Source organism: Herpetosiphon giganteus, from assembly GCF_016907925.1.
Lineage (GTDB): Bacteria > Chloroflexota > Chloroflexia > Chloroflexales > Herpetosiphonaceae > Herpetosiphon > Herpetosiphon giganteus.
Genome location: NZ_JAFBCZ010000002.1, coordinates 37,136 through 56,467, shown reverse-complemented (window position 1 = coordinate 56,467; position 19,332 = coordinate 37,136). Strand labels below are relative to the sequence as shown.

Below are 19,332 nucleotides of genomic sequence, written 5' to 3'. Positions count from 1 at the left end.
TTATGACATATATCTCAGATCTGTACAATTTGGTTCACACGACGACCATTGTATAGTAGAGCCAGATACCGCAGATGACGGATCGAGAAACTGGTTCTTTTGCTTAGGAGGAAGTCGCAATGTCTCGATTGAAGGTTCGCCTTACTGGTTTGCTTAGTGCTTTCGTGATGGTCAGCACATTATTCCAAGGCACGGCTAGTGCTGCTCCTTGGGCCAATCGTTCGGCCTTTGTCTCACCCAAATTCGAAGAAGTGTGGCGACGTTCGGATGATCCACGGGTTCGTGATGGACGCTCGTTGTATTGGGGTTTCGGGCCATGGTTTGATTATAACGAATATTACCGTGAATCGCCAAATGGCTTACGCCGCGTGCAATACTTCGATAAAGCCCGCATGGAAATCAACGGCATCAATGGCAACACCGACGTAACCAATGGCTTGTTGGTGGTTGAATTGGTCTCTGGCCAATTGAAAACTGGCGATAACGCCTATGATAACGCTTTTCGCAACGCTGCCGACCGCGTGCCAGTTGCCGGCGATGGCTATCAAACCAACAGCAATTCGCCAACCTATGCATCGTTCGCAGCAGTTTCGACCTTCAACAATAACGGCTACCGCGATGCAGACCGCCGCGATCAATCGGTTGCCGATGCAATCGACAAATCGGGCAACAAATCAACCCGCAACGATTTGCGCGATGCCTACAAAGATCAAACCAAACTTGTGGTCTACAACGCCACAACTGGCCATAACATTCCCCAAGTCTTTTGGGATTTCTTGAACCGCACCGGCCCAATTGTGGTCAACGGTCAACGCACAACTGGCTCAATCGTCGATTGGACGAGCGCCATGGGCTTGCCAATCAGTGATCCATACTGGGTCAAAGCAACGGTTGGCGGGGTTCAAAAAGATATTTTGGTGCAATTGTTCGAGCGCAGAATCTTGACCTACACCCCAACCAACGACGCAGCCTATCAAGTTGAAATGGGCAACGTCGGCCAACACTACTTCCAATGGCGCTATACCCACCTTGGCACGCCATGGAATAGCTCAGAGCCAAGCTTGCCAATTGCGTTTGGTTCAAAACGTGATGGTGGCGCAGAATGGGATACCTACACCATGAACGGCGACGGCACCAGCCAATTGTTGTATGGGAGCAACGATAGCAAAGAAACCGTGCCATACTCGTGGGTACGCTCGTGGGACCCAAGCAAAGTTAAATTGTTCGTCGATTCACGCCGTGGCAATGGCGCAAATCGCCAAATCTGGACGGTTGGCGCTGATGGCGCAATGACCCGCGTGACCTACACCGACGGTACGCCCACCCCTCCAGGTGTGCCATACCAAGGCTATGTTGGCACTCCATCGAACGATTACAATGCTTCGGTTTCACCCGATGGCAGCAAATTGGCCTTTGTTTCAGACCGTTCAGGCAAGCCCCAAATTTTTGTGAGCTATACCAACGGAGCTAGCCAAACCCAAGTAACGCTTGATGATTGTGTTAATGAAACGCCAAGCTGGAGTGCTGATGGCCGCTATCTCTACTGGGCAGCAAACTGTGGCACCAGCGCCAAGTACAACATCTATCGCGCCGAATTGAACTGGCTGGCCGACCAACCAACCAACGATTATCCATACCTTTCGTTGGAATTGCGCAACAAGGTCAATTTGACCAACAGCACCACCAGCGATAACGGTTTCCCACGGGTCTCGCCAGACGGCAGCAAGATTGTCTTCACCTCAAACCGTGATGGCAATAGCGAAATCTATTTGATGAATGCTGATGGCAGCAACCAGACCCGTTTGACCAACAGCAGCGCAGAAGATGGCGCTCCATCGTGGAAGCTCGATGGCACTAAAATCGCCTTCGATAGCAACCGCGATGGCAACTGGAACATCTATGTGATGAACACCGACGGCACTGGCCAATCGCAATTGACCAACAACAGCGCCGACGACCGCTGGAATGTTTGGGGCCAATAAGCCCGAATCGTTTCTAACCCGAACCTCTCTCCTGTAACGGGAGAGAGGTTTTTTTGTGCGGATTAGGTGAGTGATTCCCTCACCCCCCAGCCCCCTCTCCCACTGAACGCGGGCGAGGGGGAGCACCTGTTTTTACCAACCAATTGCGCAAAACCATGCTATTAAAGCCCCGCGCCCGCCGCGTGGGAGAGGGGTTGGGGAGAGGGGACGTTTGAGCACGTAGGCTTGGCGGAATGGCACTTGCTATAGCTATTGCAGGTTGAATTATTGGTATTGAGGGTTAATTGGGTTGCCATGATAGGCAAAAATAGGCTACTATACCCAATGCAATACACGTTTGCACCCTCTGGCCAATCCTCAACCCTATGCATAAGGAGCAACCAATGATGCAAGAATATGACTTAAGCTATCAACGCCAGCACGATCTGCTCGATCATTTGGCGGAGCTAGCAACTTGGTGGCGCGCTGCAAATATCGCCCGTCGCCCAATGTTGGTTGAGGCTTATCATGAAACCCTCGATGAATTATATGGCGCTGGCTGGAACGCCGAATTAGCGCCGCAGCAATTGTTGCCACCATGGCTCATGCCCGATTGTTATCTGGCCAAATATCCTCAGCCCTGCGCGACCGATGCCCAATCTCTCCACGATTTGTTTGGCGAGCGCAACTGCGCCGCCTAACACGGCTTTGGTAGGACGTTGATCTTCTGCACCGCTGCAACTCCACGCTTCATCAGTCGCAAGCATGGCAAGGTTTAGTCAAACCAATGCCAATTCTTAACATGCCATTTACACAAGCCTCTTGATCTGCGTGATAGACTACTAAAACCCTCAATTGAGGGTAGTAGATGATCGCTTATCGTTGAGGTATTGAAACCAGCACTGATGTTGTCGAAGGAGGCTCCAATGACGCTTCGTTTTGCTTTGTACGATTTAGATAACACCCTTTACGCTGACTCATCGGGGCTGATGGAACAGATTAATGATCGGATTGGGTTGTTTTTTCAGGAACATTTGCAGTTAGATGCCGCCGAAGCCAATCGCTTGCGCCAAAGCTATTATGAGCAATATGGCACAACCTTGGCGGGCTTGCAAAAACACCATGGCGTGGTCGAAACCGAAGATTATTTGACGTTTATTCATCAATTGACGCTTGATGTGTTGTTGCCTGATGATGGCACGTTGCACGTCGCGTTGCAAGCTTTGCCATTGCAAAAAATCATCTTCACCAATTCGCCACGTGAACATGCGGTGCGCGTGCTCAATCAACTTGGTTTATACGACCATTTTGAGCAAATTTTTGATATTCGGGCCTTTGAATTTTTGGCCAAGCCCGATCTGAATGCCTATCATACGGTTTTGCGCGCCCTCAACGCCCAAGGCCACGAATGTGTGCTGTTTGAAGATACTATGGCCAACCTTGCGCCGGCCAAAAGTTTGGGCATGACCACGGTGCTAATTGCGCCAGAAGGTACGCAGCATCCATTTGCCGATATTATTGTGCCAAACGTTCTCGCAGGCACTTTAGCCATCCACGAGCGTTGTGGCGTGCCCCTCAATATTGCAGCCTAAGCCCCCGATTATATGCTACATTAATCAGCAAATCTTGGAATATTTCAAGCCTATGGGAGTGCCATAGGCTTGTTTGAGGTTGTGCAATGACAACATTTTTAGAGCAAGCTCAGCAGCTTTTGGCCAAAATGGACGAACGCGAACAACAATTGGCCTTGACCATTATTCAGCGCATTGGCAAGCATCATGGCTATGGCGCGGCCTTTACTTGGAGTTTGGGCGTGGTCTATGAGGATGTGCAGCCAGGGCGCTCGCGCTGCTCAATTCAGATCGATCCTGGCCATTACAATCCCGCTGGCATTGCTCACGGCGGCGTTGCCTACAGTTTGCTCGATACCGCGATGGGCAGCGCATTTTGGACGGCGCTGGAACGACCATTAGGCTGCGCCACACTCGAATTGAAAATTAATTACTTACGGCCCATTGTTGACGGCAATATTATTGCTAGCGCCGAACTGGTCGAGCGCACGACGCGCTTTGGAATTTTGACTGGGCGGGTAGTTAACGAAGCTGGTGATTTGTTGGCATTGGGTCAAGGCACATTTGCAATTATTAATTATCCTAAGGAGTAACCGATGCAGATTATCTTGGCCGATGTGCAACCAGCTATGGTCGCCGCATGGCAGCAAATTTGTGGCGATTTGCCGAATGTTAGCATTCAGCATGGCTCAATTCTCGATTGCACGACTGATGCAGTAGTTAGCCCCGCCAATAGCTTTGGCTTTATGGATGGCGGCATCGATATGCTATACAGTCGCTTTTTTGGCTGGCATGTGCAAGAGCGATTGCAAACAATCATTCAACAGGAGCATTTTGGCGAGTTGTTGATTGGTAAGGCGGCGCTGGTGCCAACCGACCATGCCAACATTCCATTTGTGATTGCCGCGCCAACCATGCGCGTACCAATGATTTTGCAAGGCACGGTCAACCCATATCTGGCTTGTCGAGCGGTGTTACTGCTGATCAAACATGGCACATTCGCTGGCCAAGCAATTGCTGAGTTGGTCAAAACTGTGGCGATTCCTGGCTTGGGAACGGGAGTTGGGCGGGTTGCGCCAGAAGTTTGTGCGCGCCAAATTCGGGCCGCAATCGAGGATGTCTATGGCGCAGGGTCGCAATTTCCTAGCAGTTGGTGGGAGGCGCAAGCCCGCCATCAATGGTTGTATGGAGCTGAACCACGCGATTTACAACGTGAACAATAAGCAAGCATCCTCACCAAGGATGAGCGCAAATCACCCGAAAGAACACCCATGCAGGTTCCCCCAAAAGTTTTTCTTTTTAATCTCTTTATGCTAGCATAGGGTCAATCTTTACGACCGCTATTCGTATTCTTGGAAAGGACGTAGCAATGTCGCGAATCCGCGCTTCATTCCGTATCGCCATTGTTCTATTGGCACTGTTGTTCCTGGTTGGGCCTGTTTTTGTTGCCCGTGCCCAAACGAACCCAGCTCAAGCCCCAGTTCAAAGCGCAGCAACTCCCAACGATACCCAGTATCTTTGGATTGCAGGCAGCTCGTTTCAAACCCGCGACTCAACCACGGCCTTTGAAACAACCCGCAACACCAATAATCAACCAACTGGTTGTATTTATGCCACCAGCAGTGGCGAATTTACGGCTCCGGTTGCAGTGCCCAACGGCGCAACCATCTTAGGCTTGGATTATTATCTCAACGACACGAGCACCAGCCAAACCAAGGCTGAGTTGACGCTCAACGACAGCGATATGATTATGCCTCGTGAATTGATCACGGTGGAAATTTCAAGCTCGATTGGTTTGACCAACACCTATGCGCCAATTCGCGCGCCATATGCTCCGTATGTGGTCAACATGCAAAATCGCGGCTTGTTCTTGGAATGGTTTCCCCGCGTGACCAATGCCTCGATGCAATTGTGTGGCGTACGGATTGCTTACACCGCGCCAGCAGAGCCACGCCCAGCAACCGATTATCTGTTTATCGTTGGTAGCACCTTGGTCAACACCAACTCAGCCACCGAACATGGTTATGCTGGGGCTGGCTGTACCTTTGTTAAAATCAATGGTCGAACGCTAAATGCTGATGTCGACTTGCCCCAAGGCAGCCAACTAACAGCAGTGCGTACCTACTTCCGTGATGTTAATAGCGCTGACCTGACGGTGAAACTGATCGCCTCAAATGGCCAAGGCGTAACCAATACGCTTGCGACCTTGACCAGACCAGTTTCCGATACAGCATTGGTCAATGCCGATCAAAACTTGAATTACACCGTCAATGAAAGCAACGAATCGTTGAGCGTGGTTGCTGATTTTGCTGGGGTTTTGAGCAATCAACTGCGCTTGTGTGGAGTTCGGTTCCAATATAGCAACCCTACCACCGAGCCAACCCAAGATAGCCGCTTCATCACCGGCAGCACCTTCGTGCCACGGCGATCAAACGTGAACTACAGCAGCGATGCCAACGGCTGTGTCAACGTCAGCAACGAAATCGAAGATTTGACGACCAACGTCACCGCGCCAGAAGGTGCGAAGGCCGCCCGCGTGACCTTCTACTACAAAAATGCTGCTGCTGGCCCAACCCTCAACTTATATAGCTTTGTTGGCAGCGGCGAATTTACCCAAATCACCAGCGTCCCAGTGATGGGTACAGGCACGCAAAACTCAGTCAGCATCAACTACCCAATTGAGAACACCGATAAAGGCTTAGCCTTGGTGTGGGATGCTTCATCAGCAAGCAGCGACTATGCCTTGTGTGGAGCCAAGATTGACTTCCTCTACACCCAACAAGTGTTCTTGCCAATTGCCTTGAACAACTACTAAATCAACGCTTAAACAGCAATGGCCGAAGCAATTTCGGCCATTGTTGCGTTTTAGGCAGGTGGTTTATCTTTTTTGATCTCAGCCAAAATCAAATCGCGCAAGATCGGGTTGTTGACCGTATCGGGGGCTGGTGGTTTTGGTTCTGGTGGTTTTGGAGGATCTGCTGGTTTTTTCTCAACCTTCTTCTTTTCTTCTTTTTTGGTTTCCTTGCCATGGATTTTGAAAATCAAGCGTTGCAAGAGCCGCAAATTGACTAGCACGGCAATTGCCACAACGCCAAACAGCAACATTGTGGGAAAGCGCTCGATAAACACCATTGCCACGCGGCTACTGGCCGCCCACGGGCTGAGCATCAGATCATTATTATAAACATTGCCATAGCGCAAAATCAGGCTGAGCAGCAAGATACCATTGAACAAGCCAGCGCCAGCGCCAAACCAACGCGAGCGACCCAAGGCCAATTGCTTGCGCGAAGGCAAGAGCAAGGCTCCGCCATAGCCGATAAAAATCGTGCAAATAAGCAGCAGAATAATCGAGATCCACGCAGTCGTATCGGCAATATCTTGATTGAAGCGGGTGGCATTATTTGGTCCCCAAATTGGCCCCCAAAGCTCAGCCAACAACGCTCCCAACAAAATGCCGATTAATGTCATGGCCTCGCGCTGAATCCCACGACTCGCGCCTAAAATGGTCAAACCCAGCGGGACACCCAGCAACAATCCATTGAAGACTAGACCCACAACAACCTTCCTTTTGTGCTGATGGTTTTGCTACGAGCTATGATAGCACAGCCCTTGCCTGATTCGCACAACCAAAAGCGGCCTTTCGAACCTCGAAAGACCGCTTTTGGACCACTGATTGCTTAGGTTTACTTATTGCGAGTTAGCCCGCACATAGTAGCCTTGGTCGAGGTATTGTGGGCTGAACAACACCAAATCGGTTGCATCAGGAGCCACATCAAAGACCAACGCCGTGGTGAAGTTGCCACCTGGCGCGGTTTGTTTTTGGTTGATGTATGGGAAACCACGATTAACAAAATCGGGGTAGACATTGGTTACTGCTTCGGAAGCATCAAGGTTGGCGCGATACACGCGACCTTGCGCATCTTTCAACACAACCAAATCGGCAGGAATGTTGCGCCCGCCAGCAGTGTCGGCCATCAACAAGCGCACCGCAATCCAGCGGCCTTGAGGCTGGAGGTTAATCGCATTGCCATCAGCAACCAAATTGCCACCAGCATAGTTGAAGAACCAACCATCAACATTCAAGGGAATCGTGCCATCGGAAGGCAACAAGGCTGGTTGAGCACTGCCCAATTGTTGATCGACTGGGAAGGTGTTGGGATCAACGATTGGTGGGACTGGGGTCGGCTGTGGCACGTTTGGATCTGGCGTTGGCTCAACGATTGGCGTTGCTTGGGCCAAATCAGCGGTTGGCGAAATTGGCTGGGTTACGCCGCCACCAATTGCGGTTGGCTGTGGTGTGTTCAAATTGGCAACCGGTTCAGGATCGCCTGAGAAAATGAACTTCCAAGCCAAGAAGCCCAACAAGAACAACAGCAAAACCCCAACCACAGCGCGGATTAAGGCGCTATTGCCTTGGTTGGTTTTGCGTTTGCCGCCACGAGGCGTAACATTATTGCTTTCTGCGGTTGCAGCCGACAAGGTTGGTGAACGGCGAATTGGTTTTTTAGCTTCTTCTGGTTTGACTTCGATTTGCGAAACATCGACCCGTTCGCGGTTCATGTAGGCATCGAGGTCGAGATCATCGCCAAAATCGGGAATATCGAAATCGACCGATGAATCGTTGCCACTCTTTTGGCGATCGCTCATGGCGTTCGAATAACTGCCCAGCGAATCCAGCGACATGGCAAATTCTTCATCTGGCGTTAGTTCGCGGGTTCGGGCAGGCTCTGCTTTGGCAGCAGGTGCAGGAGTTGGCTCAACAGCACGCGGGCTTGGTTGCCCCCAATCGACATCAAAATCATCTAATGCGGTAGTGGTTGCTGGCTCCACAAAAACTGGTGCAGGTTCTGGAGCAGGCGGCGGTGTTTGAACAGCAGGCTTAGCCGTTGGGCCACCAAGCGCCTCTAAACCTTGACGGGCCAATTCATTCGACGGATCGAGTTCGGTGACTTTCTCCAGCGCAGCACGCTTTTCCTCGCGATCCTCGGCAACCCCAGCCAACCACAGCCATGCTTGGGGGTCAGATGGAGTTTCGCGGGTCAGCAAACGGAAAAGTTTCCGCGCCTCTTCTTTGTCACCCGCACGCGCAGCTTCGATACCGAGCTGCAGGATGCTCTCTTTGTCTGCCATGCGGTCTCCTTGCCTGCACGTATTGTTCCAGGCACTAGCGCACAATTTGTGCCATAAGAGAGGGATACAACGGTATTGGGCGTTATTGTATCACACGCCTTAGATGCGGGCAAAGCCTATTATTCAGCGTTATGGGTGATTTTTGGTAAACTAAGGGTTTTGTCAAAGATCAAAATCTGTGTAGCATGACGGTAGTGGTCTTTTCACCCAAGCTCAGCATGAAGGAGTTGTCTATGGCTAGTCGTCCAGATTTTCGCTATGTTGCCCACACGTTGGTGGAGCAATTGATCACTGATCGGCGTGATTTACACCAGCACCCTGAACTTGGCTTCGAGGAATTTCGCACTGCCAAAATTGTAGCCGATCGCTTGCGCGAGTTGGGCTACGAGGTGACCGAAGGGCTGGCCACAACCGGCGTTTTAGGCGTGATTCCTGCTCAGCCAGGCGGCAAATTGGCCATGCTGCGCTTCGATATGGATGCGTTGCCAATTCACGAGCAAAATGATGTTGATTATCGCTCAACCATCGATGGCAAAATGCATGCCTGCGGCCACGATGGCCACGTTGCAATCGGCTTGGGCGTTGCCGCAGCCTTGATGCAAAACCGCGAAGCCCTTGGCACTGGTGGGATCAAATTGCTGTTCCAGCCAGCAGAAGAAGGCGGCGGCGGCGCGCAAAAGATGGTCGAGGCTGGCGCGATGGAAAATCCTCGGCCTGATATTTCGCTGGGCTTGCATATTTGGGCACCTATGCCTTTGGGCACGGCCAATGTGCGTTCTGGGCCAATTATGGCTTCTGCCGATACGTTTAATGTGGAAATTACCGGCAAGGGCGGCCACGGCGCACAACCAGAAACTACTGTCGATTCGGTCTTGGTGGCTTCGCATCTGGTCGTCGCCTTGCACTCAATTGTCAGCCGCAATATTCACCCTGAACAACCAGCAGTGCTGTCGGTTGGCTCGGTGCAAGCAGGCACAGCCCACAACATCATCGCCCACAGCGCCACCCTGACAGGCACAATTCGCAGCTACGACCCAGAAGCCCGCGAGCGCTTGAAGCAACGGGTGCATGAAGTGGTACAAGGTGTAGCCGCAACCTTTGGCGCAACCGCAGTTCTCAAATACGATGAAATGTGCCCAGCGACGATCTGCGATCCTGCCGCCACCGCCTTGGTACGCGGCGCAGCCGAAGCAATTTTGGGTGCTGAAAATGTCGATGATAGCATCCGCACCATGGGTTCGGAAGATATGTCGGTCTTGTTGAATGAAGTGCCTGGCTGCTATTTCTTCTTGGGTGGCCAAACCTTGGAGCGTGAATTGGGCGCACATCCGCATCATCACCCAGCATTTAGCTTCGATGAAGGAGTTTTGCCCTTGGGTGTGGCGATTTTATGTGAAGCTACCACCCGTTATCTCAATGGGGGCAACGAATGAGACAGCGCGTTTGGCTACAACGCTTCTTGCAAATTGGCATGATCTTTAGTTTGGCTGGCTGCGGGGCAACCGCCAGCACGCCAGTAGCAGAGCCAGTTCAAACGGTCGCGCCAACAATTGTGCCCTTGCCCAAGCCAAGCCTCACCGATAGCCCGCAATTCAATGGGGCCAATGCGATGGAATTTGCCAAAGCCCAGATGCAATGGATTCCCCGCGACACTGGCACGCCTGGCTGGCAAGCCAACGGCGATTGGATTATCCAAACCTTGCTTGAATATGGTTGGGACGTTGAAGAGCAATTTTTCAACGTGCCCGAAAACAAGAAAGGCCGCAACATTATTGCCAAACGTGGCACCGGGCCGCTGGTGTTGCTTGGCGCGCACTACGATGCCCGCCGCTACGCCGATAATGATCCCGACCCCAATAAGCGGATGCAGCCAGTGCCAGCAGCCAATGACGGAGCCAGCGGCGTTGCCGTGCTGCTTGAATTGGCGCGGGTGCTCAAGCCAGAACGCTTGAACGAGGAAGTTTGGCTGGTGTTTTTCGATGCCGAGGATAATGGCATCATTGGCGAGTGGGGCTGGACGCTTGGCTCAATCGACCTTGCGCCCAAGCTCGAAACAGCACCCAAAGCAGTGGTGATCGTTGATATGATTGGCGATGCCGACCAGCAAATCTACCTTGAGCAAAGCTCCACGCCAGCGTTGCGAGCCGAGATTTGGCAACAAGCAGCCGATTTAGGCTATACCACCTTCATCTCTGAAACCAAACATCATGTGCTTGATGATCACACGGCCTTCTTGCAGCGGGGCTTTAGCGCTGCCGACCTGATCGATTTTGATTATCCGCATTGGCACACCACCAGCGACACAATCGATAAACTCAGCGCCACAGCCTTAGAAGCTGTTGGACGCACGCTTGAAGAGTGGCTGACCAAAAATTAACCATGATTAAACCCAAAGGCCACGGTTGCTCGACCGTGGCCTTCGTGCGTTTAGCGGGCGTTTTCGCCGTAGAGCCGTTGGCGCAGCGAGGTGATGTCGTTGCGCAAACGAGCATCACTCGTCAGTTCGTCGTTAATTTTGTTGTAGCCATGCATCACGGTGGTATGGTCGCGACCGCCAAGCAATTCGCCAATTTCCACTAGCGAGGCATCGGTTTCTTCGCGCAGCAAATACATCACAACTTGGCGCGGCAATACGACGTTGCGCGAGCGGCCACGGCCACGAATTGCCCGTTGATCGATGCCATAATGTTGTGAAACTTCACGAAAAATATCATCAGATGTGACTCGTTTGCGCCGACTGGTATCGAGCAAATCGGCCAAGGCAGCAGAAGCAACCTCAACCGTCACTGGCGTGCGATTAAGATTGGCATAGGCAATCACCCGATTCAAACAACCTTCCAGCTCGCGAATATTGCTTTGAATGCGCTGAGCCAAGAAGTCGATCACATCAGATGAAACTGGCACTTGCAAGGTTTCGCCTTTGGCGCGCAAAATTGCCGTCCGCGTTTCGAGATCAGGGTTTTGCACATCGACAATCAAGCCCCATTCAAAGCGCGAGCGTAAGCGTTCTTCGAGGGTCAAAATCGCTTTTGGCGGGCGATCGGAGCTGAGCACAATTTGTTTGCCAGCGCCATGCAAGGTGTTGAAGGTATGGAAAAACTCTTCCTGCGTGCCTTCTTTGCCAGCGATAAATTGAATATCGTCGATCAGCAAAATATCGATATTGCGGTAGCGAATGCGAAACTCTTCGGTTTGTTGGCGACGAATGGCGTTGATCAAATCGTTGGTGAATTTCTCCGACGACACATAGAGCACATTCACTTCTGGATTGCGATCCAAGGCATAGTTGCCAATTGCCTGCAACAAGTGGGTTTTGCCCAACCCAACGCCGCCATACAAAAACAGCGGGTTATAGGCTTGGGCGGGGTGTTCGGCCACCGCCATACAAGCTGCATGAGCCAAACGGTTGGAGCTACCAACAATAAACGACGAGAAGGTATAGCGTGGGTTGAGCACCGATGAGCGATTGGGATCGCCCAAGGGTAGTTGGTTGAGCATTGGCGCAGGTTGGTTGAAACTAGCAAAACTCGGCTCGACCACCTCTGCTGCTTGGCTAGGTTCGGCTGGTGAGGGCGTGGCAGGCTCGCTTGGCGCAGCAGGCGCACTGCTGATAATCACCCGCACATTCACTTGATAGCCCAACACCTCGCCCAAAGCGCGGCGCAACACACTCATAAAACGATCTTCAATCACCTGCTTGGTGGTGACATTCGGCGCGCCAATCACGGCTAAATCGTTGGCAACCGAAACCAAGGCCGTGGTTTTGAGCCAGGTATCATAATCGTAACGAAGTATTTGGTTTTGCAAAGTCCCGAGGGTTGTCAACCAAATCTGTTTTGTATCCAAAATTAAAAGCTCCTCTGTGCTGGTGGGTCGTCCAACTCGCCGTTGAGTTCATCAGCCCACAGGAGAGTAAATCGTATCGATGCAGGCCTAAATGTAGCTTGCATGATAGCGGATAGTAGCGTTTCTTGGCAAACTCGCATGCGTGCTCTAAGCACGGTGTGGATAAGCAAAGTTGTGGATATGTGGAAAACCAGATCTAGCACTAGAATAATAGCCTGATTCTGATGATTAGAATGGGCTATTTGCTGCCTACAACGCTATTGAATAGCATGTTGATAAGCAGTGGAACGCTGTGGAAAACAGCCTAAAAACGGAGACTGCAAGGTCTCCGTTGATCATCGTCGTTTAGGCGGCGCGTTGATCATTTTTGCTACGATTGGGGTTATTGCGGCGCGCAAGGTTGGTTGAGCCACAGGCATGGCATTTGGCATTATGCGGCAACGGCCCTGAGATTTGCATTTCATGATTGCATTTTTTGCAGACCAAGGCCTCGGTCGCGAAATCGCTCACATCTTCGTAGCGGCCTGTTTTGATCATCTTCATTGAATGCCTCCTTCGGCATGTGAGTTGCTGCTTTTCACTATAGCTAGCCACCCGCCGCAAGGCGACCCTTGAAGATGACAAATCAAGAACATTTGTAATTTTGAAACCCAAACTTCGCGCTCTTCGCGGTTCCCGTTTATCCGACCCTAACAACCGATTCCTGATCCATGAAACCTAATCGCTCGTTTTACCACCCTTCCGTCCCGCCTCAAGGCTGGAAACGCAGGGGTTTTGTACGAGGGGTCAGGGGTCAGGGGCTGGGGATCAGTATCCCGTGCTGTGCCAACCATCTGTTGCTAAACCCGATGATTTTCCGATAGCCAAGAGCCTTCTCCCCTTCGTGCTCTTCGCGCTCTTCGCGGTTCCCGTTTATCCGACCTCCAACGCCCAATCCCCGATCTCAAACTTCGCGATCTTCGCGGTTCCCGTTTATCCGACCCCAACAACCGGATCCCATCTGTATGTTTTGTACATCGCACAAAAAAGCCCCTCGCCCGTACTACGAGCGAGGGGTTGATGTAAACCTAAATTTGCCTATTTGACCACGTATGGCAAATAGACCAGCCACTCATCATCGTCGATAATCGTGACTTCGATGCTGGCAGTGCCAAGCGTGAGGTTGCTTGGATTGCTCAAGCCAACGCTAAAGGTTTCGTTTGGCTCTTTAACACGGTCGCCAACAATGCTGATGCTGACCACTTTTTGGGTTTCGCCAGCGGCAAAGTTGAGGGTCAAATTCTGGCCAACGAAGTCGCTGCCTGCGCTGGCAGTGCCCGCAGTCGTGGCTACTTGCACACTGCTTGCGCGACCGCTGGCTGTCGAAAGGGTCACGGTGAATTGCAAGGTTGTGGTGATACCACTGCCTTCAATCACACTGTTGAGACCGCTCAAAGCCACACTTGGCGTTGGATCGTTATCAACAATTGTGGCTGTGCCAACAGTGCCGAGGGTTGCGCCGCCCGTTGCGCTGCTCAGTACGAGGGTAAAGGTTTCATCGGCCTCATCCAAGAGATCGCCAAGCACCACGACGGTTACGGTTTTGGTCAGTTCGCCTGGAGCAAAATTGAGCGTGCCAGCGGCAGGCGTAAAATCAGTGCCGCTCAAAGCCGTGCCCGCCAAAGTTGAGTAGTTGACGCTCACAGCGGTCGCACTCGGGTTGGATAAGCTGACGGTGAAGGTGGCATTGACGCTGTTGGCATCGCCTTCGGTGACGCTGATGGTGTTGGCGTTGATCGTTGGCGCACCATCGTCGTCAATAATCGTGCCAATTGCATTGGAGTTCAACAAGTTGGCATTTTGCGGATTGCTGACGGTAATGGTAAAGGTTTCGTTGCTTTCGTCGATCAGATCGCCATTAACATTCACAAAAATGTTTTGGCTCAACTGGCCTGCGGGAATCGTCAAGGTTCCGCTGATCGCGGTGTAGTCGCTGCCAGCGGTTGCAGTGTTGTCGAAGGTGGCGTACTGCACGGTCACAGCTTGGCCGCTCACTGCTGAAAGGGTTGCAGTCACGGTCAAAGGCTTCGTGCCCGTATTGCCTTCGAGCACTGGAAAGCCAGTAAGATCGAGCATTGGCGCTGCATCATCATCAAGAATCACGACTGTGCCAGCACTGCCAGCTGTGGCGTTGCTTGGGTTGCTCAATTCTACGCTAAACGATTCGTCAGTTTCATCGAGCAGATCGCCCAAAACTTGGACATCGATGGTTTTGCTGGTTTCGCCTGGGGCAAAGCTCAGCGAGCCATTGCTGCTGGTGAAATCAACATTGGCGGTTGCCGAACCAGCGACGGTTGCATAATCAACCGTGATCAGGCTGCTGCTTGGGTTGCTCAGGCTCACATTCAGGGTTACGGTTACGCTGCCGCTGTTGCCTTCGCTCACTTCGCCATTTGCCACCGTGATGACTGGGGTTGCATCATCGTCGAGAATCGTGGCAATCGCTTCATCGTTGCTAATCGTGGTGTTGACTGCGTTGCTCAGCGCCACGTTGATCGTTTCGTCTGGCTCGTCGATCAAATCGCCAACCGTAGCAATATCGATGGTTTTGCTGGTTTCGCCTGGGGCAAAATTGAGCGTGCCGGTAATGGTGGTGTAATCGCTGGGAGCGCTCGCCGTGCCATCGGTGGTCACAAATTCAACGCTAATTGGCAGATAGCTGGCATTCGAAAGCGTGACTGGCACAGTGATTTGGCCAGGTGTGCCACTGCCTTCATTTGCGCTAGCAGCATTCACGCTAATCGTTGGCGCGCTATCGTCGTTGGTAATTGAGCCAATGCCTTGGCCATCGCCAATTGCGGCGTTGGTGGCGCTCAACAAATTGATAAAGAAGCGTTCGTTGAGTTCAAATTGGGTATCGCCATGAACTTCAATTGTGACTGGCACGCTCAAGCTATTAGCTGGAATCGTGGCGGTGCTGCTGGCAGCGGTGTAGTCTGCTGGCGCAATCGCTGTATCATCAGCGGTTACATAGCTCACAACCACGGGGCTGGCACTGACCGCCGATAAGCTCAGGGTAAAGTTCAGGTTGGTCGTGCCGCTATTGCCTTCGACCACCGTTACATCGTTGACGCTGACGCTTGGCAAGTTGCCAACCGACGAACAGCGCGAGAATTCCGAGGTGTTGCCATTGGCATCAACCGCAGTTGCAGTCACGCGTTGGCCCAAAGCCACGGTCGTGGTCAAATTGGCGGTGTAGGAAATTGCGCCAGTTGCGCCGGTGTTGATGGCGTATGAGCCAATGTAGGTTTGACCTTCGCCAAAGTTGCTTGGATCGCACGCACCTTGGCCATAGAAATCGAGGGTCAAGGCAGCATTTGGTGCGCCAATATACGAGCCAACAATTTGAGTCAAGCCTCCACCAGAGCTGGTCGATTCAACAACTGGATAGTTGAGCAAATTGTTTGGCCCAGTATCGCTATCGTTGGCATCGTTGGCAGTTACGCCATCGCCGTTGGCATTATTATCGGGTCCAAGGTCGATGCCCAAGCGATTGTTGCTAAAAATGCTGTTGCGCTGAATCCGTTGGGTCGTGGCAACTGCCGCGCCTTGGGTAATCAGCACGCCATTTTTGGCGTTGAAGGCAATCACGTTGCCAGCGCCTTGGGCCGAGCCACCGATAGTTGTGGTTGTGCCAGCAGCCACCCGCACGCCGTTGAATTGGTTGGCGACCCCAGTTGGGCTAGCTGGTGCAACAAAGGCATTGGTGCCAATGTAATTGCCTTGAATCACATTCGCTGCCGAACTTGCAGTAAAGATGTTGATCCCGTTATTGCCGTTGCCGGAAATGACGTTGCGCTCGCCGATGGTCAAGCCACCAATTTGGGTGTTGCGCGCGCCGTCGAGTTTGATCCCATCGCTCACATTGCCAAGCGCTGCATTGCCATTGAGCGTCGTGCCAATGTAGTTGCCCTTGATGATATTGCCAATCGCCGAGCCGCCGCCAATCACAATCCCGTTGCTATTGGCTGAGATCAAGTTGCGTTCAGCGGTGGTTGTGCCACCAATCGTATTGCCGCCAACATTGAAGATATAAACCCCAGCCGAGCTATTGCCCAAGGCCGAGCCACCGCCATTGTTAGTGCCGATGTAGTTACCAGAAATTTTATTGTTGGTTGCGCCAGCCTCGATAATTGCCACGCCATCGCTGTTGTTGCCAGAAATGACGTTGCGTTCAGCGGTTGTGCCGCCAACCAAGGTATTGGCGCTGCGATCGATAAAGACCCCGCGTTGGCTATTGCCAATATCGAGGGTTGCGCCAATGTTGGTGCCAATAAAGTTGCCTTGAATGCGGTTGCCCAATGGCGCTGAGCTAACATTCACCAGCACGCCATGTTCGACGTTACCAGAAATAATGTTGCCCAACGTGCCAAACGTACCGCCAACTTGATTGTTATCGCTGCCGATGCGCACGCCGCTCTTGCTATTGCCAAGTGCTGCGTTGCTGTTCAGGCTGGTGCCGATGTAATTATTTTGGATGGTTGTGGCGTTGGCCCCAGCCACCAGCGTAATCCCATCGCCATCGTTGCCAGAAATTAAGTTGCGAGCATTCGAGCCGCTGCTACCACCAATTAAGGTGTTTGCAGATTCAACGCGTACACCCGACAGGCCATTGCCAGCATCGACTGTGCCCGAAGGATCGGTGCCGATGAAATTACATTCAAGCGTGTTGCGGCCAAGAGTTGCCAAACGCACGCCATTGCCAGTAAAACGATTGATCACCAAGCCGCGAATAAGGCTATTGCCACCAGTTACCTCGAGGCCATTGACGTTTGCGCCAGCCAACGAGCCGTTTAATTCGATCAACGGAGCGTTGCATGCAGCGCCAGCTTGGCTCAAGCCATCGAGAATCACCGGAGCGCTGATCGTTGGCAAGGCGGCAGTTGGCGAAATAGTGCGCACGCCGCTGCCAAGCAAATTAAAGCGAATCGTATCGGTTTGCGGGGTGCTATTCGCCAACGTAATTGCTTCGCGCAACGAACAATTGAACGTCGTACATGCTCCATCATTGGTATCCAAATTGGTGCTAACCAAAATTGGCGAAGTTTGGACGCTATTGCTCGCTTCAAATGCACCAATATCCAAGCGGCCTTCGCGCACCCGCACAAAGCCAGGCCCGCGTTGGTCGGTTGCTGGCAAGCCAATTGGCGCAGGATCGCCAGCGTTATAGGCTGGGCTATTTTGCAACACAGCTGCGGTTGGTGTGCCGCCGCCGTTGTTCTGAACCTCACCAAGCGCTGGGTCTTGGCCAGTGATATTGCTGGCGGTTGAGCCACTAAATACTGCGCCGCTGGGCACAGTTTCAATCAAGTTATAGCCATTTGAGGTGATGGTTTGGCCTGTGCCAACCCCAACATCGGCGCTGGTCAAGGCTGTGTTGGCAGCACGTTGGGTATTGTTGGCCACAATCGTGTTATACAAGCTAACGCGTAAACCAGGCTGGCCGCTAGTTGTAAACCCGTTAACAACCCCACCAACAATCGAGCCAGTACTGTTCGAGGCTGCATTGTAGGCAATTGTGCTGTAGTAAACATCGATGATGCCATTGTTATCGTTGTAAATCGCTGCGCCCGCCTTGCCACGGTTGTAGGCAATCGTGGTGTTGGTGATTGCCGTGGTCAAGTTGGCAGGAGGATTTTGAATATTAACGTGGTGAATCCCAGCGCCCAAGCCTGAGCCGCTGGTGATGCCGCCAGATGTGCTGGTGACGGTATTGCTCAAGACAGCGCTATTGACGATTGTGGTGATACTGCCGCTGGTGCTGAAAGCGCCACCATTGGCGGGCGCAGTATTGCCCATAATCACGCTATTGTAGACCCGCAAAATCCCAGCAACGCCGCTGGTGCGTTGGTTGCGCAATGCACCGCCGTTGCCGCTGGTGCCAGCAGTGTTCGAAAGCACAGCGGTATTGCTGATAACAACCGTACCACCTTGGTTAAGCACAGCACCACCGTTGGCAATGCCCGTATTTGGGGCTTTACCACGTTGCAAGGTCAAGTTGTAGATTGCAAGATTGGCAGTTGTGGCCGTGACATTGAAGAGGCGCACGCTATTGTTGCCATCGATTTTCAGGCCAGGCGCGGCGGCTCCATCGATCACAACCACCCGCGCAACGCTCAACTCAGCAGTTAATGTGATCGTTTGGCCCGTCAAACTTGGGTCGAATACAATTGGCGAACAGGTTGCGTTGGCCAATGCTGCCCGGAGCGAACCAACTGGCGGCGAGGCTGCGTCGCTGGTGTTGGTTACGACACAAACCGCAGTTGGCGCGCTGGCAGAACGGGCTTCAGGAAGCTGTGGTGCTGCAATGCGTGCTGCTGTTGGTTGAATTGGAACAACAAATAATGCCAACAAGAGTGCCAAATTAAGCACCAATGCACGACGACGAACCTGCGGTTGCAAAGTTCGCCCTTGATCAGGGGATTGGAGCATACAAACCTCGTACTAGACTCTCGAAGAGCAACCCTGCGCCGAGCATCATTACTCTTGAGGCCAATTAAGTGGAGACGATCAGCACAGCTTCAGCCGAGCTTAAGCCATCACCAACCTATGCCGCTGCTTAGTACGAAGCGGAGCAGTAAGTTATGACTAAGGTACTACTGAAGTGCATGGCGATTATATGCCAAGGTTATAGCAATTGCTAGGGAAAAATTTATTAAAATTGCAGTTAGTAGCGGTTCCAATTTTAACCAATTAATATATTTTTATGGCTAAGAATGAGGCTATTGTATAGCGAAACCACGAAGGCCACGAAGCACGCGAAGAGCGAGGGATGAAAAGTGATC

The 19,332-nt window shown here is 52.1% G+C and carries 13 protein-coding genes; 8 read left to right on the top strand and 5 right to left on the bottom strand.

Translation table 11 applies throughout. The features are described from left to right. Positions 1-119 precede the first annotated feature (119 nt). The 6 genes from JOD20_RS01830 to JOD20_RS01805 all read left to right on the top strand — a co-directional run bounded on the left by JOD20_RS01830 (position 120) and on the right by JOD20_RS01805 (position 6,347). Positions 120-1,982 (top strand): PD40 domain-containing protein, encoded by a 1,863-nt coding sequence (locus JOD20_RS01830; RefSeq protein WP_204753638.1) that lies wholly within the window; start codon positions 120-122, stop codon positions 1,980-1,982. Positions 1,983-2,365: 383 nt separating this feature from the next. Next, positions 2,366-2,662, top strand: coding sequence for a hypothetical protein (locus tag JOD20_RS01825; RefSeq protein ID WP_204753637.1), 297 nt, complete (start codon positions 2,366-2,368; stop codon positions 2,660-2,662). A 225-nt stretch (positions 2,663-2,887) separates the two neighbouring features. Next, positions 2,888-3,553, top strand: a complete 666-nt coding sequence (locus tag JOD20_RS01820) for a pyrimidine 5'-nucleotidase (RefSeq protein WP_204753636.1) — start codon at positions 2,888-2,890, stop codon at positions 3,551-3,553. A gap of 86 nt (positions 3,554-3,639) precedes the next feature. Further along, positions 3,640-4,125, top strand: a complete 486-nt coding sequence (locus JOD20_RS01815) for a PaaI family thioesterase (RefSeq protein ID WP_204753635.1) — start codon at positions 3,640-3,642, stop codon at positions 4,123-4,125. Between the two features lie 3 nt (positions 4,126-4,128). After that, positions 4,129-4,755 (top strand): macro domain-containing protein, encoded by a 627-nt coding sequence (locus JOD20_RS01810; RefSeq protein WP_204753634.1) that lies wholly within the window; start codon positions 4,129-4,131, stop codon positions 4,753-4,755. A gap of 146 nt (positions 4,756-4,901) precedes the next feature. Continuing rightward, positions 4,902-6,347: a hypothetical protein gene (locus tag JOD20_RS01805; RefSeq protein WP_204753633.1), complete on the top strand. Its 1,446-nt coding sequence runs from the start codon at positions 4,902-4,904 to the stop codon at positions 6,345-6,347. A gap of 50 nt (positions 6,348-6,397) precedes the next feature. On the opposite strand, the gene JOD20_RS01800 is transcribed toward JOD20_RS01805, so the two are convergent. Beyond that, entirely contained in the window at positions 6,398-7,087 is a 690-nt protein-coding gene (locus tag JOD20_RS01800; protein ID WP_204753632.1) for a CvpA family protein, read from the bottom strand. A 132-nt stretch (positions 7,088-7,219) separates the two neighbouring features. Continuing rightward, positions 7,220-8,662, bottom strand: a complete 1,443-nt coding sequence (locus tag JOD20_RS01795; protein ID WP_204753631.1) for a tetratricopeptide repeat protein — start codon at positions 8,660-8,662, stop codon at positions 7,220-7,222. A 233-nt stretch (positions 8,663-8,895) separates the two neighbouring features. On the opposite strand from JOD20_RS01795, the gene JOD20_RS01790 reads away from it, so the two are divergent. Both JOD20_RS01790 and JOD20_RS01785 read left to right on the top strand, forming a co-directional pair. Next, complete coding sequence (locus JOD20_RS01790) at positions 8,896-10,095, top strand: M20 metallopeptidase family protein (RefSeq protein WP_204753630.1); 1,200 nt, start codon at positions 8,896-8,898, stop codon at positions 10,093-10,095. Further along, entirely contained in the window at positions 10,092-11,039 is a 948-nt protein-coding gene (locus JOD20_RS01785; protein ID WP_204753629.1) for a M28 family peptidase, read from the top strand. Before JOD20_RS01790 ends, JOD20_RS01785 begins: the two co-directional genes overlap by 4 nt. Positions 11,040-11,089: 50 nt before the next feature. Here JOD20_RS01785 and dnaA read toward each other — a convergent pair whose 3' ends face one another. From dnaA to JOD20_RS01770, 3 genes are all read right to left on the bottom strand, one after another. Next, a complete protein-coding gene (gene dnaA, locus JOD20_RS01780) occupies positions 11,090-12,508 on the bottom strand; it encodes a chromosomal replication initiator protein DnaA (protein WP_204753628.1) in 1,419 nt (472 codons plus the stop codon). Positions 12,509-12,853: 345 nt separating this feature from the next. Then, positions 12,854-13,051: a zinc ribbon-containing protein gene (locus JOD20_RS01775; RefSeq protein WP_054536618.1), complete on the bottom strand. Its 198-nt coding sequence runs from the start codon at positions 13,049-13,051 to the stop codon at positions 12,854-12,856. Positions 13,052-13,585: 534 nt separating this feature from the next. Then, positions 13,586-18,979 (bottom strand): beta strand repeat-containing protein, encoded by a 5,394-nt coding sequence (locus JOD20_RS01770; protein WP_204753627.1) that lies wholly within the window; start codon positions 18,977-18,979, stop codon positions 13,586-13,588. Positions 18,980-19,332: the final 353 nt, after the last annotated feature.

Excerpts from the sequence above, each read along its gene's own strand:
- JOD20_RS01825 (WP_204753637.1), top strand. The coding sequence starts at position 2,366 with ATGATGCAAGAATATGACTTAAGCTATCAACGCCAGCACGATCTGCTC.
- JOD20_RS01820 (WP_204753636.1), top strand. The coding sequence starts at position 2,888 with ATGACGCTTCGTTTTGCTTTGTACGATTTAGATAACACCCTTTACGCT.
- JOD20_RS01770 (WP_204753627.1), bottom strand. The coding sequence starts at position 18,979 with ATGCTCCAATCCCCTGATCAAGGGCGAACTTTGCAACCGCAGGTTCGT.
- JOD20_RS01815 (WP_204753635.1), top strand. The coding sequence starts at position 3,640 with ATGACAACATTTTTAGAGCAAGCTCAGCAGCTTTTGGCCAAAATGGAC.
- JOD20_RS01785 (WP_204753629.1), top strand. The coding sequence starts at position 10,092 with ATGAGACAGCGCGTTTGGCTACAACGCTTCTTGCAAATTGGCATGATC.
- JOD20_RS01830 (WP_204753638.1), top strand. The coding sequence starts at position 120 with ATGTCTCGATTGAAGGTTCGCCTTACTGGTTTGCTTAGTGCTTTCGTG.
- JOD20_RS01775 (WP_054536618.1), bottom strand. The coding sequence starts at position 13,051 with ATGAAGATGATCAAAACAGGCCGCTACGAAGATGTGAGCGATTTCGCG.
- JOD20_RS01810 (WP_204753634.1), top strand. The coding sequence starts at position 4,129 with ATGCAGATTATCTTGGCCGATGTGCAACCAGCTATGGTCGCCGCATGG.
- JOD20_RS01795 (WP_204753631.1), bottom strand. The coding sequence starts at position 8,662 with ATGGCAGACAAAGAGAGCATCCTGCAGCTCGGTATCGAAGCTGCGCGT.
- JOD20_RS01790 (WP_204753630.1), top strand. The coding sequence starts at position 8,896 with ATGGCTAGTCGTCCAGATTTTCGCTATGTTGCCCACACGTTGGTGGAG.
- JOD20_RS01805 (WP_204753633.1), top strand. The coding sequence starts at position 4,902 with ATGTCGCGAATCCGCGCTTCATTCCGTATCGCCATTGTTCTATTGGCA.